Genomic DNA, 22,423 nt, shown 5'->3' on the forward strand with positions numbered 1-22,423 from the left:
CTCCACTATTGATCTGATTTTATATTGTTTTTTAGAGTTTCTTCTATTTTCATGCATTGTTTCACCATGTCTTGTTTTTCCGGCTCGAGGTCTTCTAACTGCTCTTTAAGCTGCTTAAGCTGTTCAAGGGCTGACTGGATATCACTCTCCTGTTTACGGATCTGGCCGGCAGCAGAATCAAGGTGAAAGGAACTGGGATGCAGCTGCTTTTGAAACGCATCCTCTTGATTCGGGTTCCAAAGCTGTTTCTGAATTCTGTCCAGTTTTTTTGAAACTTCAGAGTAGTCAGCTGCTTTACTGATGACCGCCACAAAGTATTTCTGCTTTATTTCCACAAATTGAAAGTGGACGTCATGCAAAACAGGCATATTGGGCATTTCCTTAGATGTAAAGTTGATTTCAATCGACCCGGAGGAATGCCGGTGAAAATACTTAGAAAATTTTGTTGCGCTTTCCTCTTCTATCATATCAAGAAAACTTGGACCCTGCATCAGCTTTGCTCCTTTTAATGAAGCTTCTTCGATATTCAGATGGGCATCTAATATAAAAAGAGGGATGGGGATATAATATAGTTCTTCCATTATGAATCACCTTTAGATAAGACGGGCTGGGATTTTTTCTGTGCATTCAAGGCAAACGACTCGATATCCCTGAGATCGCGGCAAAAATGGACATTATCAATTCCGAAATCTTCTAAGTTATAAAGAGAAACGACGCGCCCTCCCACGAGTATATCCACATCTTTTCTGACCTCTGAAATCAGGGTTAAGCAGTCTTTCAATTTGGGCAGAAGGGGGGAAAGTGCAATGGATATTCCAATGGCATCAGGTTCCCATTTATCGATGGTTTTGATGACTTCTTCAGTAGGTACGCTGGAACCAAGGAATTTAACATTCCACTTACTCTCCCTGAAAACGTCAGAAACCATCTTTAATCCAAGGGAATGCTGCTCGCCTTCAAGACAAAATAAAAGAATGGAAGGGGACTTTTTCAATTCCCCGGGATGGACAATCTGGTATCTCAGCTGAGTCATGAGGTAGTCAATGCTTGCGGTTGCAAGATGTTCTTCTGCAACAGTGATCTTATTCTTTTCCCAAAGACTGCCGACACTTTCCATGACAGGCTTCAGGATCTTTTCATAAAATTCTATAGTCGATAGAGGCAGTTCCCGGTTTTCCTGGTACCACTTATGGATTTCTGGGAGGTCGCCGGCAATCGCCATTTCAGTTAGTTTTCTAATTTGTTTTTGCAAATGGGACACTCCATTAATAGTTTGTCATTGATAATTTTGTAGATGGATTTGTCTATTATCCCTATTCTAGTACGTAATGCTGTAAAAGAAAAGCGAGAGACTATAAATGGTCCATATTACTAATTTGAAGGAATGGATAGAATATGTAGATCAGGTAAACACAGAAAACAAGGACCCGAATCCGGTCCTTGTTTTCCACATTATCCATCTTAATTTTCATTCTTGCTTGAAAGTGCTGGATTTAGCTTGTTGATAGTTTTTTTGACAGGATTGAGCTCTTTCTTTGGATATCCTCTTTCAAGATACCCTGCATATTTCTTATTCCAATGTTTCAACGCATAAGCTATAAGAAGTCCCCCTGCCGTTGCAATGCCTATAATGATCGGCCAGAACCAGGCAGAAACGATACCATCGCTATAGGCTAAACCAATCGGTGAGAAAATTACATAAACAATCGCTACAGAAGCGAGAAGGGTAATCGACATCGGCAAAGCATATTTCCATGGTGTCATAGCTACTTTGGAATCTGCCTCATAGTGATAAGCCTTCTCGAGCGGCTTCCACTTACCGATAACAATCATCATCAATACTTCAATCGTAAAGAGAATGCCATAAATATGAATGAAGTTAATGCCTAGTTCATATCCAAATAGATGGTTCGTACCCCACACCAGCATATAATAGGTGATGACATGGAAAATGATGACCGTCTTGGCCGCAAGTGAAGGAATACGTTTTGAAAGAACTCCTACAAGCAGGATGACGACAATCGGGATGTTGAAAAATCCAGTGAACCGCCTGATAAGATCCCACAGTCCCTCAGTGGCATTCATAAGCATCGGTGAAATTGACATCGAAATGACAGCCAGCAAAATACCAAACTTCTTACTCACGGAAATCAGCTGCTGGTCATTCGCCTCCTTATTAAAGTGAGGCTTATAGATATCTAAAGCAAATAGAGTAGCCGCACTGTTGAGAAGGGAGTTGAAAGAACTGAGTACAGCTCCCAATAGAACAGCCAGGAAGAACCCGGTTAAGTAACTTGGAAGAATATTGGCTATCAAAGTAGGATAAGCCAAATCAACTGATCTTAAAGAGTCACCATATAAATGGAAAGCAATGACTCCAGGAATCATCATCATGAATGGAACGAGAAGCTTATAAAATCCTGAGAAGATGACACCTTTCTGCCCTTCAGCCAAGTTCTTGGCACCTAACGTCCGCTGGATCACATATTGATTCGTTGCCCAGTAGAACAGATTCGCAAAGATCATTCCTGTAAATATGGTGGAAAAAGGAACCGAATCCTCACTCGAACCAATCGAATTCAATTTTTCAGGATTTGTTGTGGCCACTTCTTTCATGCCGCCGATAAAGTTTCCATCACCAAGTGCAAAGAAACCAAGGACCGGCACAAGGATACCAATGATAAGCAGTCCTACACCATTGATCGTATCTGATACGGCTACAGCTTTTAAACCGCCAAAGATCGCATAAACAGCTCCAATGATTCCGATCACCCAGATAACAAGCCACACTGATTGTGAATAGCTGATGCCGAGAAGTTCGGGAACATCAAACAGTTTTAATACTGCAAGCGCGCCTGAGTAAAGCATAGAAGGAATCGTGACAAATACATATCCCAGCATGAAAAGGATGACGGTATACTTCCTGACTCCTTCGTCATATCGCTGGCTGAGAAATTCCGGGAGGGTTGTAAAACTTCTCCCAAGATATTTAGGCAAAAGATAAATCGCCATTATAATAATTGCAAAAGCTGCAGTTACTTCCCAAGCCATATTGGTAAGATTGGTACGGAACGCCTGTCCGTTTAATCCCACCAGCTGCTCAGCCGATAAGTTTGTCAGCAAGAGAGAACCGGCAATGAACGTACCGGTCAGTCCCCGGCCTGCCAGAAAATAACCATCAGAATCATTTACAGAACCTTTAGTCTTTATGTATGAAATCCATGCAACAAGTCCCATGAAAAACAAACAAGAGATAATGGTGAATGTTAACCCACTAAACATGAGCGTCTACCTCCAATTTGATAATATCGTAGAATAATATATATCCATCTTAGAAGAAGTTGAAACCTGCTCTAACAAGAAGTCTGAAAATAAAAATAATTATTGTATTATTGTAATCGCTTTCTGTTTTACCTGTTGACATTCTACTCGTGCTGCCCTACTATAAAAGGTGTTAATTAAATAGTTTCCTATCGCAGGAGAGGTTCATAGCCCAAACCCTCTATAAAAAACTATGGATGAGACTTACATTCGTAACCATATCCATGCCGGATATGGTTTTTTTTATGTCCCTCATCATAAACTTTTGGCTGTGAATTCTCTTTATAGGTAAATAAAGGGAGGATTTTTACTATGTCTGGAAGAAAAGATGAACAACTTCAAGATGTAACATTACTGGGAAACCAAGGAACAGATTATTTATTTGAATACGCACCGCAAGTGCTGGAAACCTTTGATAACCAGCATCCAAATAGAGATTATTTCGTCAAGTTCAACTGTCCGGAGTTTACCAGCCTTTGTCCAAAAACAAGGCAGCCTGACTTTGCAACCATTTATATCAGCTATATCCCTGATATTAAGATGGTGGAGAGTAAATCATTGAAGCTTTATCTCTTCAGCTTCCGCAATCACGGTGACTTCCATGAGGACTGCATGAATATCATCATGAATGACTTGATAGAATTAATGGACCCGCGCTATATCGAAGTCTGGGGAAAATTTACTCCAAGAGGCGGAATTTCCATCGATCCATATTGCAACTATGGAAAGAAAGATACCAAATTTGAAAAAATGGCCGATTACCGGATGATGAATCATGATCTCTATCCGGAAACAATCGATAACCGGTAAGAAGAAATGAGCATGCTGATCTATCTCAATTCTCTTTTTGTCGGTCTTCTGATTCTTTCAAATATATTAGCTGTAAAACTCTTCAGTCTTGGAGATTGGGCTGTTTTGCCCGCTGCAGTGATCGTCTATGTTTTCACTTATCCAATTACAGATGTCATTGGCGAAGTATACGGAAAAGATGCTGCCCGTTCGACTGTCAGAGCGGGACTGCTGACTCAGGTATTTGCACTTGTGTTCATAGCAGCAGCTATCCAACTGCCTGCGGCTCCGTTCTTTGGGATGCAGGGAGAATTTGAGTCCATCCTCAGCGGAAGCTTCCGCATTACTCTGGCAAGCCTGATTTCTTACTTTGTCAGTCAAAACCTGGATGTTTCAATTTTCCACAAGCTTAAAGCTAAGCATGGATCTGAAAAACTGTGGCTGCGCAATAATTCATCCACCCTGTTGAGCCAGCTTGCTGACACTACCATTTTTATCACCATCGCATTCTTCGGCACCATGCCGCTGACAGCGCTTATTGCCTTAATCGGTACACAATATCTATTCAAACTGGTTGTTGCTGTAGTCGACACTCCGCTGGTTTACCTTCTCGTTCGGCTGGCCCGTAAAGAAAAGGACAGTGAAGTCGGATTAGCTGGATAATGCCTTAAGACCATCCATTTTGGGTGGTCTTTTTCTTTGTGAGCAACTTTTAGAGGAAAAGAGTGCTTTAAAGAGTTCTGAGTCGCGTGAGAAATGTAATTGTGAGCGCTAGGACGAGAGGTTAAAAGGGTGCCAGGTGTGTCTGAAGGGATTTGCGAGCGCAATATACATATATACGAGTGCATTATACAGAAATGCGAGCGGGAAAATTCAAATACGATCGAAAATTACAATATACGAGCGGGAAACCAATAAATTCGAGCGATTAGGCCAAAGCTGCTGAAAAGGAAAAAAATGTTCCGCACTTCAGTAAAATACCGTTGTAAACCTTTGCAATTTTTTCAATAATTAAACCTTATGCATACCCCTTTACAAAGGTATTTATGACCTATATAATCCCGTTGTTAATGAAAATAATTAATAACTAATTTATATAAAAGGAGGTTGCAGTGATGCGAAAAAAGTTAATATCGTTTTTCCTTATGAATCTGGGTGCTTTTTTTGTTGCGGTGAATGTTCATTTCTTTCTTTCACCAAATAATTTGGCAACAGGGGGAGTCAGCGGTTTATCCATTCTACTGAATTCAGTGATGCCTGGGATGTCGATCGGTATGTTCATGATCCTGGTTAACATAGTTTTATTCATCATAGGTATAATATTCCTTGGTTTCAGTTTTGGAGCGAAAACGGTCTATGCCAGCTTTGCTCTGTCAGGGTATGTCTGGCTGCTTGAAGCGGCTCTGCCAATGCAAGGGCCAATGAGCGAAGACATTCTGATACAATTGATTATCGGCCAATGCATCGCTGCAACCGGGATGGCACTGGTGTTCAATCAGAAAGCCTCAACTGGCGGAACGGACATCATTGCCATGATCTTGAACAAATATTTCAATATTGAAATCGGCCGTGCCGTTCTTTTCTCCGATTTGGCCATAGCACTGTCGTCTACATTCCTGTTTGGTACGCAGGTCGGAATGTATGCTTTCTTTGGCGTTATCCTGAATGGCCTGGTCATTGATTACACACTTCAGCAATTCAACACGAACAAAGAAGTGGTCATCATCAGCAAGGAAAGCGATGAAATCAGAACCTATATTGTAAAAGAACTTGGAAAGGGTGCTACCATTCACACAGCCAAGGGTGCCTTTACATCCGACAGCAAAGAAGTAATTACCACAATCCTTGGTCGAAAGGACTTTTCCAAACTAAAAAGTTATATTACAGAAGTCGACAATACAGCATTCATTACCGTGCATAACATGAATGAAATACTCGGCCAGAACTTCAAACGTCTGGTGTAAAACAAGGAATTCGCTCTTAAAGGGCGAATTTTTTTTAGTTGAAAAAGGAGTTGATTGAATGGCAGCTGTGAAAAATGAATTCCTTCAGGAAAATGAACTTGTAACGGTATCCAGGGACTTGAAATCAGAGGGAGTTACCAGAAGTGAAGAATACCTGAAGCTTTGCATCATGGAAGTTAAAGAAGGGAAGCGGATTGTTTTTGCAGCGAAAACAGAAGAGAAAACAACAGCAGGCATCAGTCATCTTTTGCTAACATCCAAGTATCCCGGTTTCAGGGAAGAAAATATTCCCGAAATCAATGATTTGATAGTTGTTACAAAACAACGAGGAGAAGGCATAGGGGCAAAATTGCTCTACGCACAGGAGGAGTATGCTAAGGATCAGGGCTTCCATAGTATCGGGTTATGTGTAGGGTTATATGGAGATTTCGGTCCGGCACAGCGGCTGTATGCTAAAAGTGGATATATTCCTGATGGAAAGGGAGTAGTGTATGATTACCAGCCGGCAGCACCAGGAGAGATGGTCAGGCTTGATGATGAACTTAATCTTTGCCTGATAAAATTCTTAAGATAAATTTGAAATACCCCTTGTATAAAGTTTTCAAAAAATTGTATACTATTATTATAATCAGGAATTTAAGGAGGTGTGTATTGAGATGAAAAGTTCTGTCGGGTTGCACGGTCAATTTTTAGAATATATCTACATTTGTCGTGCGATTTTTCATGGTTTTGCTGTCAACGGGATACGTATGCCCATTTTTAGCAATTCCATATGAACAGAACGGTAAGAGGTCTCAATACCCACACTTTTATAGAAAACGGGGGGAGAGCGCGTCACGCTTTCCTTTTTTATGCCCGAATTTCAAAAGCCATGGTATAAGGTCCTTCCTTATACATGGCTTTTTTATATTTCAGGAATTATGAAAATCCACCACTGTGGGTAACTTTAGGCTATTGAAATCCTCATTCAGCTTCAGCACCCGGCCCCTCGGGGTCAAATAACCGGGGCTGAACAGGGGGATTCAGCTTTAGTGATATAGCCAGAGATCCTCTTACTCATTAAAAACCTATGAGGAAGAAAGGATAGATAAAAATGATAATGAGCAGTGTTCAGCAGATCAGCAAAATGTACGGAGGAAATCTTGTTTTTGAAAATTTGTCTTTTGAAGTTCACGAAGGCGAAAGAATAGGCTTTGTCGGACGGAATGGCACCGGCAAGACGACTGTATTCAAATTAATTGCAGGTGTCGAAGAGCCGGATACAGGGGAGATTCATTTTAAAAAAGGAGCAAGAATCGGTTATTTATCGCAGATTCCTCACTATGAGGACAGCGTGACTGGTAGTGAAGTCCTGCAGTCAGCGTTCAGTGAACTGCTGAAAATTCAATTCCGGTTAAAGGAACTGGAAGGGAAGATGGGAACAGAGCAGGATCCCGGAAAACTTCAGCGCCTTCTTGAAGAATATGGACCGCTTCAAGATTCTTTCACACTGGGGGGCGGTTATGAATTAGAGTCTGAAATAGCAAAGGTAGCCAATGGTCTTGAAATCACTGATTTGCTGCACAAATCCTTCAATACTTTGAGCGGCGGGGAACAAACCAAAGTTTGTCTGGGACTCATACTTTTGAAAAAGCCTGATCTGCTGCTGTTGGATGAGCCGACAAATCATCTGGATATCGGAGCAGTGGAGTGGCTTGAAGGTTTTCTGAAAGAATACAGCGGATCTGTTATCGTCATTTCGCATGACCGATATTTCCTTGATGAAACCATCAACAAGGTAATCGATCTTGAGGATGGAGAAGTTCGCGTTTACCACGCAAACTATTCCCAGTTTGTGAAGGAAAAAGAAGAGAGGCTTCTGCTGGAATTTCAGCAGTACCAAGAGCAGCAGAAGAAAATCAAGAAGATGAAAGAAGCGATCAAAAGGCTGAGGGAATGGGCGAATCAGGCGAGCCCGCCTAATGCCGACCTCCATAAAAGGGCAAGAAACATGGAGCGAGCCCTAGAAAGAATGGAAAAACTAAAACGCCCGGTATTAGATAGGAAGAAGATGGGGCTGGATTTTGAACATGGGGACCGCAGCGGAAAAATGGTCTTTACCATGAGAGAAGCAGGAAAGTCGTTTAGCGGCAAACCGCTTTTTGAAAATGCATCTCTTGACGTTCACTTTCAAGACCGTACTGCCCTCGTCGGGAAAAATGGAACTGGCAAGTCCACAATCATCAAGATGCTCCTTGGACAGATGAAGCAGGATGAAGGTGAAGTGAAACTGGGGAGCAATGTAAGAACAGGCTACCTTTCACAGCACTTCACTGCAGCTGATCCAAATATGAGGTTGATAGATGCTTTCAGGGATGAGGTCACTGTTACAGAAGGAGAAGCAAGGCATATCCTTGCAGGGTTCCTCTTTTATGGAGCAGCTGTTTTCCGCAAGGTTAGCCAGCTGAGCGGCGGGGAAAAAATGCGTCTCCGCCTTGCACAGTTAATGCACCAAGATATTAATTTTCTTGTACTGGATGAACCGACAAACCATCTCGATATCGATTCCAGGGAAGCTCTTGAAGATGCTCTGGAAAGCTTTGGCGGGACTATCCTGGCGGTATCGCATGACCGATATTTTCTCAACAAATTGTTCGAGAAGACTTATTGGATTCATAACCAGGAGCTGTATTTCTTTCCGGGTAACTATTCTTACGCGAAGGAAAAGCTAAATGAGCTCACGATAGAAGAGGAGCCTGTCGCTATAACGAAAGAAGGAACAGGCAAGGAAAAACAAGTCAAAAGGGAGAAAGAAAAACCTTCTGCATCGCTGGATGCCCTGGAAGAAGAACTGCTTGTCATCGAAGCTGAGATTTCATCCATCGACCAGCAGCTTTCAAAGGAAACGGATCTGGAAATTCTCCAAAAGCTTTATGCTGAAAAAGAACTGAAGGAAAGAGAGCGAGACGATAAATACTCTTTGCTTGAACAGCTGCTGTAAGAGAGGTTGTAGAGGCTTGCACCAATCTATTGATGAGTGTCGGAGTATCAGTCGGGTTTTGGTAATAAGTGATGAGAAGATTACCAAGCCTGTTTCCAGGTTTCCAAGAGGATAAAGCATTCACGGAAGTTCCTGGCTGCCCAGAGTAAGTGAGGAACGGGTAAAAAGGTAATCAAGGGAGCTTCTAGCTGCCCAACAGTGAGAGGGAAATGCGTGAAAGGGCACGAAGGAAGCTTCCGGAGAACAATGATAAAACGATGCAAAATGAATGAATGTGCTCTCTGACCTTCCAGCAAGTTTTAGATTTCTTCCTTGAGGGAATAACCTATAAAAAAGAACGGGAGGTTTTTCATCATGGAAGATATCCGTGGAGGAAACAGGAGAGAAAGCCTGGATGAAATACATGAAATACTGGTAGATGGATTGCAAAGGGAACTTCATCCCGATGAAAACAAGCTTGTGTCAGAATGGACGGCAACATTCAATCAAGAAGAAAGAGCAACCATCATAAATATGTTGAAGGAGTTCCTCAACAAGCATAAACGTCATGACTAATCCTAAGGAAGAACGGCTATAATCAGCCGTTCTTTTCATTTGCCAAGAAAGCCGGAACTCTGTACATCCTGAGACCTCCAGGCAGACACCGATTAAGACCCCTCGTTACTGTAAGTCAATAAGTTGTCACGGTCTAGCGCTTTTCGTTTTTCTAGATTAAATTCATGCATGGTATAATCACGGTAGCAACCCGCTGCGAAAGGAAGTTTATGTTGGCTAATTTAATCGAAGAAGCTGTTGAATTCATACAAGTTTGTTATAGAGAACTAGGGAAATCCGAGGAATCAATCACACAGCGGATCACTCAAGTTCAATCGGAAATAAAAACTACTGGAGCATACACCCATACTTATGAGGAAATCGAACATGGAGCCAAAATGGCATGGAGAAACAGCAACCGGTGTATCGGGAGGCTGTTCTGGGATACTATGCATGTAAGGGATGCAAGAGATGCATCCACTGAAGAAGAGATTTTTACAGAGATGGAAGAGCATCTTAAGTATGCTTCTAACGGAGGGAGAATCAGGCCGACCATCACCATATTCCGTCCATCACTCCCTGGCAAGCCGGATATCAGGATATGGAATCATCAATTGATTCGGTATGCGGGGTATAGCAGTGAATATGGCGTATTGGGAGATCCTGCTTCCCTGGAGTTTACAGCAAAGTGTGAAGAACTCGGCTGGAGGGGCACCGGCACGCATTTTGATGTGTTGCCATGGGTAGTTGGAATCGGGGAAAACAAACCTCACTGGAAGCAGGTGAGTCAAGATCATCTTCTGGAAGTAACATTAAGCCATCCCGAATACAACTGGTTTGAAGATCTCGGCCTGAAGTGGTATGGGGTGCCGATTATATCTGATATGAAACTGGAAATCGGCGGAATTTCTTATAAAGCGGCTCCTTTTAATGGCTGGTATATGGAGACGGAGATCGGCGCAAGAAATCTGGCTGATGAAAATCGCTACAACATGCTGCCAAAGGTGGGAAGCTTTATGGGCCTTGATACCTCAAGAGCTTCGACTTTATGGAAAGACAAAGCACTGATAGAACTGAACATTGCCGTTTTATATTCGTTTAAAAAGAAGGGAGTCAGCATTGTCGATCACCATACCGCAGCCCAGCAATTCAAAGTGTTTGAAAATAAAGAGGAGCAATGTGGAAGGGAACTGACAGGGGATTGGACCTGGCTGATCCCGCCCGTCTCACCAGCAGCGACACATGTTTTCCACAAAAGCTATAAGAACGAGTGGAAATCACCAAACTACTTTTACCAGAAAAAAGCTTATAATTAAGGACCGAATTCTTGGTGAAAGCTTTTTCTGGTAATTGAAAAGTATTGAAACCAGTACCTGAACTCATCAAATAGCGGCTGGTGGTCATTGAATGAAAAGTTTTCAAAAAAATCTTCCAGTTCGTCTGTACTTGACTCATCCAATAAACCAGAGACAAAGAGCGGGTATCGGAACCGTTTGTATAGGCTGCTGTAGCCATAAAAATCAAATAGGTCTTCCATTTGCGATTCAGTCATTGGAAACATCCTTTCCGTTTACTGGTACTAGTATAAACAACAGGAAGGGGCCCAATTCTTGAAAAAAATAAAAAATGGTTAGAAGTACAAGCACGGAAGGAATCTATTCATACTATGTACTATGAAGAACCTCCTTTCATCTTCATACCCCGGCTGCGGAACGCTGAGCAGCCGGGTTTTTGTTTGTCTTTGGTTAAACCATGTCTGAACGTCTGAGCTGTAAACAAAAATGCCTTGAGAATCAATTTGGATTCTCAAGGCACACGGATCATTATTTAGCGATTTTCTGCAATTTATGGATGACAGAAAGCGAACGGCCTGTCCCGATAGCTACAGATTCCAGAGGGTTAGGAGCAAGGTGGACTGGTACAACGATCTCATCAGACAGCCATTCCTGCATCCCGCCAAGAAGGGCTCCGCCTCCCGTCAGGATTACTCCGCGGTCTACAATGTCACCACTGAGTTCAGGAGGGCAGTTTTCCAAAGTTGCGCGTATCGTTTCCAGAATATGAAGAAATGATTCTTTCAAGGCTTCTTGAATTTCATTCGAATCCAACGTAATTGTTTTCGGAAGTCCGGTTACCAGATCACGCCCGCGAATATCCATCGTCATTTTTTCATGAGGAATCAGTGCATAGCCGATCTCCATTTTAACTTGTTCGGCCGTACGTTCCCCAATTAAAAGGTTATATTTCTTGCGGACATGCTGGATGATATCGTCATCCATCTGATCGCCGCCGATACGGATTGTATTGCAGGATACGACACCTCCATAGGAGATGATTCCGACTTCGGTGGTTCCGCCGCCGATATCGACAATTACATTGGCAACAGGCTCATCGACTGGAAGATCTGCTCCAATCGCAGCTGCTACCGGTTCTTCGATTAAAGTTACGGACTTGGCTCCGCTTCCTTTGACTGCATCCTGGATGGCTCTTTTTTCAACAGATGTAGCGCCTGAAGGAGTACATACGACAACACTTGGCTTCCTAATGGATAGACCAAGCTGCTTGCCTGCTTTTTTCATAATTTGCTTCAACATTTCCGTCGTCACATCAAAATCTGCGATGACCCCGTCCTTCAACGGTCTGACTGCGATAATCTTGCCAGGCGTTTTTCCAATCATGCTTTTTGCTTCCGTCCCAACCGCCAGAACACTTTTAGTTTCTGTGTCAATGGCGACAACGGAAGGCTCATTGAATATAATTCCTTTATTTTTACTGTACACCAGAATATTGGCAGTACCTAAATCAATACCGATTTCCGAATTTGAAAGCATCATTATTCCTCCAACTTTTAGACATTCTTCTTGTTTTCATCTTTAGTAAACTATCAGTTTCAAAGTCTATCTTTATATCCTTCATAAATTATAGGAGATTTTTGACGGTTATTGTCACGGATAAATTTACCATAAACTAATTGTTACAGCCTGTTACAATAAGGTTTTCCTTAGAGAATCGTCCATATTACTGTCTTCTCACTCATCAATAGATAATGACGGGTAAATAAACGATATCTTTTATATTGCCGTGTTAAGAAAACTTAAACTTCCTGTAAAGTTGTAATGATAAAATTTGGAGATTGTTTAGGAGAAAAGAAGGAGGCTGGTTGTCCAGGGGAAAGCTCCTTGTAAAAAATATCAGAGAAACTTTAACATATGTATCCAAAACTCTTGAAACTGCCTTTGGAAAACAGCCTCTTTCCATCAAAAAACCGGCCTCCACTTCATAATGGGAGCCGGCTTCTTTTATAATTTAAACTTGCTCAGTTCTTCGTTCATTTCCTCTGTCATTTGGTGAAGGTGTCCGATTTTGGTATTCATCTGGTTAAAGAAATTTAATTGCTCTTCGGTGGAGGCGGATATTTCTTCCGTTCCTGCTGCTGTTTCTTCTGTAACAGCAGAGATGTTTTCAACTGCCGAAATCACACTGTTGGTCATTTCATTGGATTGATTCATTCCTTCTACCAAAGAACTCAGTTGTTTATATACCAAAGTGATTTTGGTAGAAATGTTTTCAAATACCTCTTCTGTTTGGTTCATAGAAGAGAGCTGTTCTTGTGAAACTTGGTTGCCGTCATTCGACAATTGAATGATGGAGCCGATGCCTTCTTTAATACTTAGAACCATCTTCCCAATCAGTTCAGTAGCTTTTGAAGAGTCTTCAGCAAGCTTTCTAACTTCTTCTGCTACTACAGCGAAGCCTTTACCAGCCTCACCAGCCCTTGCCGCTTCGATTGCCGCATTTAAAGCAAGGAGGTTCGTTTGGTCCGCAATGCTTTTAACAGAGGAGGCAGCCTGCTCAATTTCATCCGTGTACTTGGCGAACTGTTCCGCGGAAAGCATAATATCCCTGGAGGATTCTGACTGCTGTTCAGAAAATGCTTTCTGTTTATCCAATGTTGTCTTTCCTATTGTGACCATGTCCAAGGCTTCTCTGCTGGTTTGAACGGAAAGTTTGCTTTCATGTACATTCTTTCCGAATTCTTCGCCCATGTTATTCATTAATTCTGCTGCAGCGCTGATGTCTTCTGAAATAGACTGGCTTCCCCTTGAAAGTTCTTCGGTTGAGACGGCTACTTGGCTGCTGCTTTCAGTCAGGCTCTGCATATGCACGTTCACTTCATCGGTAAAGGATTTGACCCTGCCGCCAATGGATTCAACAGATAGGACCGTCTGCTTCAGGTTTTGGACCATATCTGAAAAGGAAGTTTGTAGTTTGTCAATTTCATATCCGCTGTTTTTCCTCCCTGCTTGCGATCTCACCGTTAAATCTCCGTCCGCTACTCTTTCTGCATCCTGTACAATCCTGTTGATTGGCTGAACAATCTTTTTTGATAAGTATAAAGAAAGTCCCACAGACATCAGGATCAACAGGACAGAGGCGATAATGGAGGAAAGGGCGATGAATGCAATCTTTTGTTCTGTCTGCTTCAAAATTCCTTCGTACCATTCATCTGTCTGCTTGTTCAACAGATGCATGTCATTGAGGACGCCGGCTATCCGTAAAGACTGCCGGTTGACTTCAGCTGTATTTTGGCTTTCAAGCGCTTCTGTTGAAGCTGTTGTTAATTGTGAGAATTTTCCTGAAATTTTATTAAGAGTTTCTTTCTCACTGCTGTTTATTAAAAGTTTGCCCAGGCTGTTAATTTCTTCTTCTGCACCTTTTAACAAGGAGAGGGCTTCAGTCTTATTTGAGTCTGATGAGTTGAAGGCGTAATTTTCTAATGATTGTTTAGTGACAATCAGAGTACCGTTCAGTGATTCCGTTGCCGTTAACACATGTACATCCTCTTTGGCAGAACTTTGGATATTGACAATCTGGAATATCATAAAAGCGATAATGCTGATTGAAAATACAAGAGGGAGTACACCTAAGATGATTAATCTGCTTCGTAGTTTCATAAACCTTGCTCCCTTGTTAGTCTAAATTAATGGTTACGCTGCCGGAGATGATTTTATCTTTAGCGGCTTCAATTGCTTTTAACTGTTCTTCTGATAACTTGAAATTACGGATTGGTGCTAATCCAACACCATTTTCGGCCAAGCCGAGCTCATAGATATCTTGTGGAATTGCACCTTCTTTAACAAGGCTTTCAGCTATGTCGAATACAGCAACGTCTATATTCTTCATCATGGATGTAACGACTGCTTTTTCCGCCACAAAGTACTGGTCTGAATCGACTCCCGCTGTGAAGACTTTGTTGTCTTGGGCAGCTTGAATTGCCCCAACTCCAGTAAAACCGGCAGCAGGATATATAAAGTCAATCCCCGATTTAATCTGTTTTTCTGCTATCTCCCGGCCTAATTGGGCATCACTGAAGGTATTGGCATATTCGTTGGTAATATTGATTTTGGGATTTATGTATTGAGCTCCTTGCCTGAACCCTTTTTCAAACCGATGGATGACGGGTACATCGGCACCACCGATGATTCCAAGCTTCTGGCTCTTGCTTGCCATGGCAGCAACCATCCCTACAAGAAAGCTTCCTTCATGTTCCTTAAAAGTGATGGAGGTGACGTTTTCAAGTTCAGAGACTCCGTCAATGAGCAGGAATTCCTGATCTGGATATTTCTCAGCAGTTTTTTCAATGGCTTCCTGTACAGAAAAGCCCAAGCCGATGACAAGGTCATTTCCTTGTTGAGTCAATTCTTCTAGCGGTGTTTCAAAATCACCATCAGGAGCTTCCCGGTAATCGAAAAGGATTCCCAATTCATCCCGGGCCTTCTCCAATCCTCTGAATGCCGAGTCATTAAAGGATTCGTCTCCAAGACCGGTATCAGAGAGCAGCACCCCGATTTTATATTCCTTTTCTATTTTTTTTGAAGTTGTAGTGCCTGAACATCCTGCTATAAATAAGACAGCAATGATCAGAGCTATAAATAATGTTTTTCTCACTGATGCTCCTCCTAATCGGTTGTAGGACAAAGATAAGATGTCCGTACCTTTAATATCGGCCGGCTATAGAGGTTTGTTAAGATTAAAAATGAATTTCCGAGCTGGGAAAACCTAGAGAAATCGAAACGCCTGTAAAATGTTCATTCGGCAGCAGTTGAGTTATAGCCCATATATTTCTTCTTGTACAACTGTAAAGTAGCAACTGAGATAATCTGAAACTTAAACCCTATGTTTTCCGTCTAACAACTAAAGAATGGAAAACTTAAGGAGAGTAGAATAAGCTGGGAGGGGTTAATGTTGAAACTAACGAAGCTGCTTACTTTAGTGGTACCGGTTATCTTTTTAATAACTGGGTGCCAGACAAAGGAAAAGGCCGAACTGGAAATTGAGATGAAAAGTGAAGAAGAACAACAAAAGATCTTGGAAACTTATATTCTTGAGGATTACAAGAAGGTTTTTGATGAAGCGGTGTCAGAAGCAAACAAATTGGAAAGTGATGAACAGTTAAACAAATGGATTATCAGAACATTAGCCAATGAAAAATTACTTTATGAAACAGAGCTGACAGATGAGGAGGTGTTGGACCTTGCGGAACGAGAGATGGAAGAATATGAAGTGTGGATATCCATTGCTAAAGAGGAATATGGTATCACCGTAACGGATGAAGAAATAGATGAGTTTATTAAAGAAGGACCTGATACAAGTGATCTGCCCCAGCACCAAGCTTATGCAGATGCATTAGGGTTAACTCTCGAAGAACTTAACCACGATTTTGATAGAGATCTCTACAAAAAGAATGTTATTTGGCTAAAGCTTAAACCTCAACTGGAAAAGAAATATGGTACTAATGATAATAATAAGCAGATTGAAAAGTATGAAGAGGAAGTGAAAAAGAAAATTAATTAGGTCTGGGGTAATTGAATTTTGTAATACAAGCAGCCCCTCGGAGTCAAATGACACTTAGAAAATAAATGGAAAGATCACCTTTTTTATCTCTTGAGAACGTTGGCCTGTCGGGGCTGACCAAGGCACTTCCAGTTTTTAAACAGAGGCCGGGCGCGTGGAATGGAAACTCATTGGTCTTCGAAAACCTAATAAAAAATAGCCAGCGGCAAGCCACTGGCCATTCCATTTTGTGATACAAAAGTACTTCAACAAAACCGGTCTCGCTCAAAGCTGCTTTTTGTAAATTGAACTTGTCACCACAGCCTATCAAACAACGCTTTGGTTGCGAGGTTTGTATCGATTGCGCCAGTTTCAGAATCTCCTCCGTATTTCCAGCTCCATACGTTCGCAGAATGAAAGGGAGTTCTTGGATTGTAGGCAGGTGCATTTCTTTCTCCTGAAGGTCGTGAACTTGCTTCAGCACTCCAGAGGATGGTATCTGAAAGAAGTTTCTCATTCTCTTTTGCGGCCGCACTAAAGGAATTTTTGAATTCTTCTTCTGAAAGATCCTGATAGTAGCCGGCTGTATACCCTTTGGACTGAATGCCTTCATACCAGCCCTTTAGCCAGGCCCCATCAACGTCAGATGATTGCTCCAGGTTAGCGAAAATCGGTACCCCCATTGGGATGCCCATTCTCCTTGCGCTTGATACAGCATCCACCGCAGAAGTCATGCCGCTGCGAAAACCTGTTGCGGAAGTGAAATTATTATATATGGGAAGAAGCTTTGTCCCTCTGCTTCTCAAAAATTCAATTTCCGCTTTGGACAGGCCCTCAGAATAGCCATCAACAGTCGTTAAACATCTTCCCCAAAAGAGAGGTTTTCCAAATCTTTTCAACACATTGTTATATACATCGCTTGTGACGCTGGCTGACGAATCCACACCCCAATATGTTTTTACCATCAGGCTGATCTCCTTCCCTGATCCCTTTCATTTATTTATATTGCCGGTGAGGGAAATTAGACCAGTCAGGCCTAAATGGTACAGGTTCGGTATGAAAAATGCTTCGTTTGCTGTTAGATCTCATTCATTCAAATACCATTTGCCGGCCTATTTAAGAACGAAAAAACACCGCCCTCAATGATTGAAAGGGCGGTGTTTTTCGCAATGCTTATTGATTCGCGAAGAATTCAGCAAGTTCCTGGCTGTGCTTTCTGCGCGCTTTCCGGTGTGCTGCCCGGTTATCAGCTGTTTCGTTCAGCCACTTTTCCTCTTCTGTTTCAGGGATAATCTTCGGAACAGGGCATGGATTTCCTTCATTATCCAGGGCCACGAACGTGAGGAAGGAAATGGCGGCCACTGCTGTTTCTCCCGTCAGCAAGTTCTCGGAAGTCACTTTTACACAAACCTCCATTGAACTGCTGCCGGTATAAGTCACCATAGCTTCAAGCGTCACGGCATCGCCCACCTTGATAGGCTTCAGAAAATCCACCGAATCAGTCGATGCTGTTACCACGGGGTTTCTCGCCATTTTATATGCAGCTATTGAAGCAACATCATCAATATAAGACATCAGTTTCCCGCCGAACAATGTTCCATGGTGGTTCGTATCGGGAGGAAGTACATGGCTCGTTTTGATCGTCCTTGTATCCTTTACGCGTTTGGATTCTTTCATCATAATCACCTTTCAAATTTGGCTTCTTCTTATATAATCCACTAATTTAAATAAAACAAACACGCTTGATTATTCTTATTAAAAATTCTTCATTTGGTGAGGGCAGATAAAAAAGTGAATGGATTACCCCTATGTAAATGAAGTATAGTAAGTCAGCAGAAAACATCTTTTTAAATGGCTCAACTCTAAAAAATGTTGCTTTTGAATGCTTTATTATCCATATCTCCGTTTTTAAGGAGGAGGATCTTTGCTGCGAGACTAGCGGTCGTCTCGTTTCAGCGCCCAGCCCCTCGGGATCGTGCGCCTGGAGTGGGAATCCAGTAGTTTAACATAGCCACATTCTATGCGAAAACAGCCTTTTAAAAAAGCCCAAAATAAAAAGCCGGAAAGATGAACTCTCCGGCTGGATGGAAATATTATTCATATTTCTCAAGTAGGCTAGCTAAAACGTGCTTTTTGTAGGATTCCAATTTGCGTTCCTCGTAACGGCGAACACCTTTTTCCTTTAATTTTTCCACGTACCAGCCTTTGCTTCCGATATGCATTGAAATACACCCTTTCTTTGCGGTTTATTGAATGGAATCAAGCGGCTTTTTCAGTATTGACGCTGCATTTTTATAGAGTTCAGATATGAATCGATCAACCCAATTAAAGGCAGCCATGTGTACGAAAAAAGCTTAAATGAAATATAAAATTTCAACCGGGTCCCATTGTAACATCTATAAAACTATGACGAAAGGGGTAAAGTTCAATTTTTAAAATTCATAACAAATCAGGCTTCTGTATGAGCTGGAGCACCCTGTTTAATGCTGTTTTCTTTATCAATCTGTGAGAACATCACGTAGTACAATACAGCACTGAATGCTGCCAAAATAGCAAGGATGAGGAACGTCAATTCATAGCCTGCCCACAATGAAAAAGTGATAGAAACAGGGGCAATCGTCCTGGCTAATGTAAACCGCATACTTGCAGCAGCGAAATACTGTCCCCGCATATTTTCAGGAGCAAGATTGGAAATGAAGCTCTGTTGTATGCCGACTGTCATTAATTCTGCAAATGTGAAAATGGCCATGGATATGACGAACATCCAAATCGAGGCTGTCTGTCCAAAGATAAAGATGGACACTGCATAAATCAATGAAGAAAGAATAAACACATTTCTTTCTTTATACTTAGTCATCCACTTCGTGACCACAACTGTGAATAGGGCAACAAGAAGGCCGTTTTCCGATAGTATGAGGCCGAAAACCTGTTCTCCTGTTAATGAGAAGGACAGCAATGAAGCTGTTTCCATTGAATCTTTTATATAAACTGGGATTAAAAGGTCCAGCTGCATAAAGGTCTGGCCGACCAGTACACCTGCCACTATGAAAAGAAGGAAGGTCCTGTCTCTGATAATCACTTTATAATCTCTAAATTGATCTGTTAAAGCGTGATACCATGCCTTTGATTGTCCCGGGGCAGCAGATATTTCTTCCTCTCTCTGAGGAGCTGTTTCCCTTGTCATTTTGGCCAGCATTAGTCCAAGGACCATGCAGATAATCGCGGACACCAATAGCAGCTCGAAGCGGTAGTGAACATAAAAAATACTTCCTAAAATCGGTCCGATTACAACCGCGATATTAATGGACGTATAAAAAATGGCGAATACGTGGCTCCGATGCTTCTCTTCGACCACGTCCGCAACCATCGCCTGGCTTGCGGGCCAATAAAAGGAACCGAACACGCTCGCAAAAGTGAAGCAGACAAATCCAAGTGCTGCTGATTCCAGCCAAGGAGAGCTGGCAAAAGCGAAAACAAGGAATGCCAAGCCCTGCCCGAAAGAAGAGAGCACCATCATCGTCTTCCTGCCAAACCTGTCAGCACAATAGCCGCCCATCAAGTTTGCAAATACAGCAAAAAGTTGTGAAGCAATAAGCAGCAAACCGGCCATCTGCTTCCCAAATGCCTCTGTAAAATAAATCGTCAGAAACGGAAAGAACATCCAGAACGTAATGTTCATCATCGCTTCCCCGAAAAGTCTCACCTTTAAATTCCGATCCCAATCTCTGATTCTCATAAAAATTCTCTCCGTTCCCCTTATTTAACCTTTAATATCATATAGGTCAATCCAGATAATTACAAGAGGCTGTTTTCGGAAATCAAGGATGGGATTTTCCTGCAGATTACTGGCTAATCGCTATGCCTGAAGAAGGTTTTGAAGTTTAGTATGGTGTTTACGAGCTAATCACTATACTAGGAGAGGCTTTTTTGACTATAGGATGGTTTTACGGGCTAATCACTATACTAGGAGAGGCTTTTTTGACTATAGTATGGTGTTTATCGGCTAATCACTATACTTGGAGAGGCTTTTTTGACTRTAGTATGGTGTTTAYSGGCTAATCACTATRCTTGGAGAGGCYTTTTTGACTTTAGTATRGTGTTTATCGGCTAATCACTATACTAGGAGAGGCTTTTTTGACTGTAGTATGGTGTTTACGRGCTAATCACTATRCTWGGAGAGGCTTTTTTGACTTTAGTATGGTGTTTATCGGCTAATCACTATGCTTGGAGAGGCTTTTTGGATTTTTACAGGTAAACGTATTGGATTTTCTCTAGTAAAACAAAAAGCCAATTCGCAAATTTGCGAATTGGCTTAAGGTCATTCATTCAATTAAAACGCCCAATCTCCATTGCGGAACACTGGCTCAGAAGTACCGTCTTCAGTGATACCGTCAATATCCATCTCAGCAGATCCGATCATGAAATCAACGTGAGTAATACTGTTATTCAAGCCTGCTTTTTCAAGCTCATCTTTGGACATTTTCTTTCCGCCTTCCACACAGAATGCATAAGCGCTTCCGATGGCAAGGTGGTTCGAGGCATTTTCATCAAACAGTGTATTGTAGAATAGAACATTGGACTGGGAAATAGGGGATTGGTGTGGAACCAATGCTACTTCTCCAAGGAAATGAGAACCTTCATCCGTATCTACCAGGCGCTTCAGAATATCTTCGCCTTCCTCTGCTTGAACTTCAACGATGCGTCCATCTTTGAAAGTCAATTTAAAGTTGTCGATCACGTTTCCGCCGTAGCTTAGAGGCTTCGTGCTCGAAACGGTACCGTTAACACCCGTCTTCAATGGAACAGTGAAAACTTCTTCAGTCGGCATGTTGGCCATGAATTTTACATCTTGCTCAGACACACTGCCTGCTCCGACCCACATGTAGCCTTCAGGGAACTCGATTGTAAGGTCTGTTCCAGGCGCTGTGTAATGAATTTTCTTGTAGTTCTTGCTGTTAAGGTAATCCACTTTTTCATGCAGGTTCTGGTCATGGTCTTTCCAAGCTTGAACAGGATCCGCCTGATCAGCCCGAACAGCTTTGAAAATCGCATCCCACAGTCTGTCTACTTGCTCTTCAACAGGCGCGTCAGGGAATACTTTCGCTGCCCATTTTTCAGAAGGTGCCGCCAAAACAGACCAGCTTACTTTATCCGATTGGATATAAGAACGGTATTTGTCCATTGCCTGGCCGGCCGCTTTTTGGAAGTTGGCGATCCGCTCAGGATTTACTCCTTTTAAAAGATCAGGAGATGCAGAAACGATGGACATGAATGCCGCGCCGTTTTCCGCAAGTGTTTCCATTTCTCTTGCCTTCCACTCTGGAAATTCAGTGAATGCCTCATCTGGTGCAAGGTCATACTTATAACGGTTGACCGTGTCATCATTCCAGTTTACATAGACATGTTTTGCTCCTGTCTCATAAGCCTTTTTAACGACAAGCCTTACAAATTCAGCTGCATCAAGGGAAGCGTTGACAACCAAAGTCTGGCCTTTTTGAACATTTACTCCCACTTTCACAGCTAAGTCTGCGTATTTCTCAAGGTTTTGTTTAAAATTTTCCATATGTATTCTCCTTTAATTCAGAATCTTTCTAACTTCATTTTAACAATCAAACAGGCTTTTGCAAATTTTTTCATTTCATTTCATGGTGTAATGTTTAGTTGAATGTCTCATGAGACCAGTTTTCCTTGAATTTTAGTTTGATGGGTGTTTCTAGAAACCTTGTTGAGACCCGTTCATCTTAAATTCTCGGTCGCATGGGTGTCTAGAAGTCTCCTTGAGACCGGTTCGCCTTAAATTCTCGGCTGTATTGGTCTCTATAAGCGTTCATGAGACCAGTTCGCCGAAGATTTTTGGTTGTATGGGTCTCTAAAAGCGCTCATGAGACCAGTTCGCCGAAGATTCTTGGTTGTATGGGTCTCTAAAAGCGCTCATGAGACCGGTTCGCCGCTAAATCTTCGCTGTATGGGTCTCTAAAAACGCTCATGAGACCAGTTCAAC

The 22,423-nt window shown here is 42.1% G+C and carries 21 protein-coding genes and 1 riboswitch; of the genes, 9 read left to right on the forward strand and 12 right to left on the reverse strand.

The window, feature by feature from the left end:
• Positions 1 to 5: 5 nt before the first annotated feature.
• From FZC79_RS09280 to FZC79_RS09290, 3 genes are all read right to left on the reverse strand, one after another.
• Positions 6 to 581 carry a hypothetical protein gene (locus FZC79_RS09280; protein WP_148946530.1) on the reverse strand — a complete coding sequence of 192 codons (576 nt, stop codon included), beginning with the start codon at positions 579 to 581 and terminating at the stop codon, positions 6 to 8.
• On the reverse strand, positions 581 to 1,252 hold the full coding sequence (locus FZC79_RS09285) for a cobalamin B12-binding domain-containing protein (RefSeq protein WP_148946531.1): 672 nt from the start codon (positions 1,250 to 1,252) through the stop codon (positions 581 to 583). Before FZC79_RS09285 ends, FZC79_RS09280 begins: the two co-directional genes overlap by 1 nt.
• Positions 1,253 to 1,461: 209 nt before the next feature.
• Positions 1,462 to 3,282, reverse strand: a complete 1,821-nt coding sequence (locus FZC79_RS09290) for a solute:sodium symporter family transporter (RefSeq protein ID WP_148946532.1) — start codon at positions 3,280 to 3,282, stop codon at positions 1,462 to 1,464.
• Positions 3,283 to 3,475: 193 nt separating this feature from the next.
• Positions 3,476 to 3,522, forward strand: a riboswitch (PreQ1 riboswitch).
• Between the two features lie 111 nt (positions 3,523 to 3,633).
• Here FZC79_RS09290 and queF point away from each other — a divergent pair.
• The 8 genes from queF (at position 3,634) to FZC79_RS09325 (ending at position 10,904) form a co-directional block, all read left to right on the forward strand.
• Positions 3,634 to 4,131, forward strand: a complete 498-nt coding sequence (gene queF / locus FZC79_RS09295) for a preQ(1) synthase (protein WP_148946533.1) — start codon at positions 3,634 to 3,636, stop codon at positions 4,129 to 4,131.
• A gap of 12 nt (positions 4,132 to 4,143) precedes the next feature.
• Positions 4,144 to 4,773 carry a queuosine precursor transporter gene (locus FZC79_RS09300; RefSeq protein WP_148946534.1) on the forward strand — a complete coding sequence of 210 codons (630 nt, stop codon included), beginning with the start codon at positions 4,144 to 4,146 and terminating at the stop codon, positions 4,771 to 4,773.
• Positions 4,774 to 5,225: 452 nt separating this feature from the next.
• Positions 5,226 to 6,074: a YitT family protein gene (locus tag FZC79_RS09305; protein WP_148946535.1), complete on the forward strand. Its 849-nt coding sequence runs from the start codon at positions 5,226 to 5,228 to the stop codon at positions 6,072 to 6,074.
• A 58-nt stretch (positions 6,075 to 6,132) separates the two neighbouring features.
• Positions 6,133 to 6,648, forward strand: a complete 516-nt coding sequence (locus FZC79_RS09310; protein WP_148946536.1) for a GNAT family N-acetyltransferase — start codon at positions 6,133 to 6,135, stop codon at positions 6,646 to 6,648.
• 82 nt (positions 6,649 to 6,730) lie between these two features.
• Entirely contained in the window at positions 6,731 to 6,850 is a 120-nt protein-coding gene (locus FZC79_RS23835) for an RAxF-45 family protein (protein ID WP_286365363.1), read from the forward strand.
• Between the two features lie 317 nt (positions 6,851 to 7,167).
• On the forward strand, positions 7,168 to 9,054 hold the full coding sequence (abc-f, locus tag FZC79_RS09315) for a ribosomal protection-like ABC-F family protein (protein ID WP_148946537.1): 1,887 nt from the start codon (positions 7,168 to 7,170) through the stop codon (positions 9,052 to 9,054).
• A 354-nt stretch (positions 9,055 to 9,408) separates the two neighbouring features.
• Positions 9,409 to 9,609, forward strand: coding sequence for a hypothetical protein (locus tag FZC79_RS09320; protein ID WP_148946538.1), 201 nt, complete (start codon positions 9,409 to 9,411; stop codon positions 9,607 to 9,609).
• Between the two features lie 209 nt (positions 9,610 to 9,818).
• A complete protein-coding gene (locus tag FZC79_RS09325; protein ID WP_187442713.1) occupies positions 9,819 to 10,904 on the forward strand; it encodes a nitric oxide synthase oxygenase in 1,086 nt (361 codons plus the stop codon).
• On the opposite strand, the gene FZC79_RS09330 is transcribed toward FZC79_RS09325, so the two are convergent.
• From FZC79_RS09330 to FZC79_RS09345, 4 genes are all read right to left on the reverse strand, one after another.
• Positions 10,901 to 11,140, reverse strand: coding sequence for a hypothetical protein (locus FZC79_RS09330; RefSeq protein ID WP_148946540.1), 240 nt, complete (start codon positions 11,138 to 11,140; stop codon positions 10,901 to 10,903). The genes FZC79_RS09325 and FZC79_RS09330 overlap by 4 nt on opposite strands.
• A gap of 271 nt (positions 11,141 to 11,411) precedes the next feature.
• Positions 11,412 to 12,419, reverse strand: a complete 1,008-nt coding sequence (gene mreBH, locus FZC79_RS09335) for a rod-share determining protein MreBH (protein ID WP_148946541.1) — start codon at positions 12,417 to 12,419, stop codon at positions 11,412 to 11,414.
• A gap of 468 nt (positions 12,420 to 12,887) precedes the next feature.
• Positions 12,888 to 14,543 (reverse strand): methyl-accepting chemotaxis protein, encoded by a 1,656-nt coding sequence (locus FZC79_RS09340; RefSeq protein WP_148946542.1) that lies wholly within the window; start codon positions 14,541 to 14,543, stop codon positions 12,888 to 12,890.
• 16 nt (positions 14,544 to 14,559) lie between these two features.
• The gene (locus FZC79_RS09345) at positions 14,560 to 15,537 is read right to left on the reverse strand and encodes a BMP family lipoprotein (RefSeq protein ID WP_252183294.1); all 978 of its coding nucleotides are present in this window, start codon (positions 15,535 to 15,537) and stop codon (positions 14,560 to 14,562) included.
• Positions 15,538 to 15,831: 294 nt separating this feature from the next.
• On the opposite strand from FZC79_RS09345, the gene FZC79_RS09350 reads away from it, so the two are divergent.
• Positions 15,832 to 16,443 carry a hypothetical protein gene (locus tag FZC79_RS09350; RefSeq protein WP_148946543.1) on the forward strand — a complete coding sequence of 204 codons (612 nt, stop codon included), beginning with the start codon at positions 15,832 to 15,834 and terminating at the stop codon, positions 16,441 to 16,443.
• Positions 16,444 to 16,736: 293 nt separating this feature from the next.
• On the opposite strand, the gene FZC79_RS09355 is transcribed toward FZC79_RS09350, so the two are convergent.
• The 5 genes from FZC79_RS09355 to FZC79_RS09375 form a co-directional block, all read right to left on the reverse strand.
• Positions 16,737 to 17,387, reverse strand: a complete 651-nt coding sequence (locus FZC79_RS09355) for a glycoside hydrolase domain-containing protein (RefSeq protein WP_148946544.1) — start codon at positions 17,385 to 17,387, stop codon at positions 16,737 to 16,739.
• A gap of 208 nt (positions 17,388 to 17,595) precedes the next feature.
• The gene (locus tag FZC79_RS09360) at positions 17,596 to 18,099 is read right to left on the reverse strand and encodes an acyl-CoA thioesterase (RefSeq protein WP_148946545.1); all 504 of its coding nucleotides are present in this window, start codon (positions 18,097 to 18,099) and stop codon (positions 17,596 to 17,598) included.
• A 416-nt stretch (positions 18,100 to 18,515) separates the two neighbouring features.
• On the reverse strand, positions 18,516 to 18,644 hold the full coding sequence (locus tag FZC79_RS09365) for a DUF2639 domain-containing protein (RefSeq protein WP_148946546.1): 129 nt from the start codon (positions 18,642 to 18,644) through the stop codon (positions 18,516 to 18,518).
• Between the two features lie 227 nt (positions 18,645 to 18,871).
• Positions 18,872 to 20,158, reverse strand: coding sequence for an MDR family MFS transporter (locus tag FZC79_RS09370; protein WP_148946547.1), 1,287 nt, complete (start codon positions 20,156 to 20,158; stop codon positions 18,872 to 18,874).
• A 594-nt stretch (positions 20,159 to 20,752) separates the two neighbouring features.
• Positions 20,753 to 21,985, reverse strand: a complete 1,233-nt coding sequence (locus FZC79_RS09375; protein WP_148946548.1) for an aminopeptidase — start codon at positions 21,983 to 21,985, stop codon at positions 20,753 to 20,755.
• Between the last annotated feature and the right edge of the window lie 438 nt (positions 21,986 to 22,423).

Origin of the sequence: Rossellomorea vietnamensis (assembly GCF_008180615.1) — a bacterium.
Classification (GTDB): Bacteria; Bacillota; Bacilli; order Bacillales; family Bacillaceae_B; genus Rossellomorea; species Rossellomorea vietnamensis_D.

Excerpts from the sequence above, each read along its gene's own strand:
- FZC79_RS09350 (WP_148946543.1), top strand. The coding sequence starts at position 15,832 with ATGTTGAAACTAACGAAGCTGCTTACTTTAGTGGTACCGGTTATCTTT.
- FZC79_RS09290 (WP_148946532.1), bottom strand. The coding sequence starts at position 3,282 with ATGTTTAGTGGGTTAACATTCACCATTATCTCTTGTTTGTTTTTCATG.
- FZC79_RS09355 (WP_148946544.1), bottom strand. The coding sequence starts at position 17,387 with ATGGTAAAAACATATTGGGGTGTGGATTCGTCAGCCAGCGTCACAAGC.
- mreBH (WP_148946541.1), bottom strand. The coding sequence starts at position 12,419 with ATGCTTTCAAATTCGGAAATCGGTATTGATTTAGGTACTGCCAATATT.
- FZC79_RS09340 (WP_148946542.1), bottom strand. The coding sequence starts at position 14,543 with ATGAAACTACGAAGCAGATTAATCATCTTAGGTGTACTCCCTCTTGTA.
- FZC79_RS09370 (WP_148946547.1), bottom strand. The coding sequence starts at position 20,158 with ATGAGAATCAGAGATTGGGATCGGAATTTAAAGGTGAGACTTTTCGGG.
- FZC79_RS09365 (WP_148946546.1), bottom strand. The coding sequence starts at position 18,644 with ATGCATATCGGAAGCAAAGGCTGGTACGTGGAAAAATTAAAGGAAAAA.
- abc-f (WP_148946537.1), top strand. The coding sequence starts at position 7,168 with ATGATAATGAGCAGTGTTCAGCAGATCAGCAAAATGTACGGAGGAAAT.
- FZC79_RS09360 (WP_148946545.1), bottom strand. The coding sequence starts at position 18,099 with ATGAAAGAATCCAAACGCGTAAAGGATACAAGGACGATCAAAACGAGC.
- FZC79_RS09330 (WP_148946540.1), bottom strand. The coding sequence starts at position 11,140 with ATGACTGAATCGCAAATGGAAGACCTATTTGATTTTTATGGCTACAGC.
- FZC79_RS09320 (WP_148946538.1), top strand. The coding sequence starts at position 9,409 with ATGGAAGATATCCGTGGAGGAAACAGGAGAGAAAGCCTGGATGAAATA.
- FZC79_RS09310 (WP_148946536.1), top strand. The coding sequence starts at position 6,133 with ATGGCAGCTGTGAAAAATGAATTCCTTCAGGAAAATGAACTTGTAACG.
- FZC79_RS23835 (WP_286365363.1), top strand. The coding sequence starts at position 6,731 with ATGAAAAGTTCTGTCGGGTTGCACGGTCAATTTTTAGAATATATCTAC.
- queF (WP_148946533.1), top strand. The coding sequence starts at position 3,634 with ATGTCTGGAAGAAAAGATGAACAACTTCAAGATGTAACATTACTGGGA.
- FZC79_RS09325 (WP_187442713.1), top strand. The coding sequence starts at position 9,819 with ATGTTGGCTAATTTAATCGAAGAAGCTGTTGAATTCATACAAGTTTGT.
- FZC79_RS09300 (WP_148946534.1), top strand. The coding sequence starts at position 4,144 with ATGCTGATCTATCTCAATTCTCTTTTTGTCGGTCTTCTGATTCTTTCA.
- FZC79_RS09305 (WP_148946535.1), top strand. The coding sequence starts at position 5,226 with ATGCGAAAAAAGTTAATATCGTTTTTCCTTATGAATCTGGGTGCTTTT.
- FZC79_RS09280 (WP_148946530.1), bottom strand. The coding sequence starts at position 581 with ATGGAAGAACTATATTATATCCCCATCCCTCTTTTTATATTAGATGCC.
- FZC79_RS09375 (WP_148946548.1), bottom strand. The coding sequence starts at position 21,985 with ATGGAAAATTTTAAACAAAACCTTGAGAAATACGCAGACTTAGCTGTG.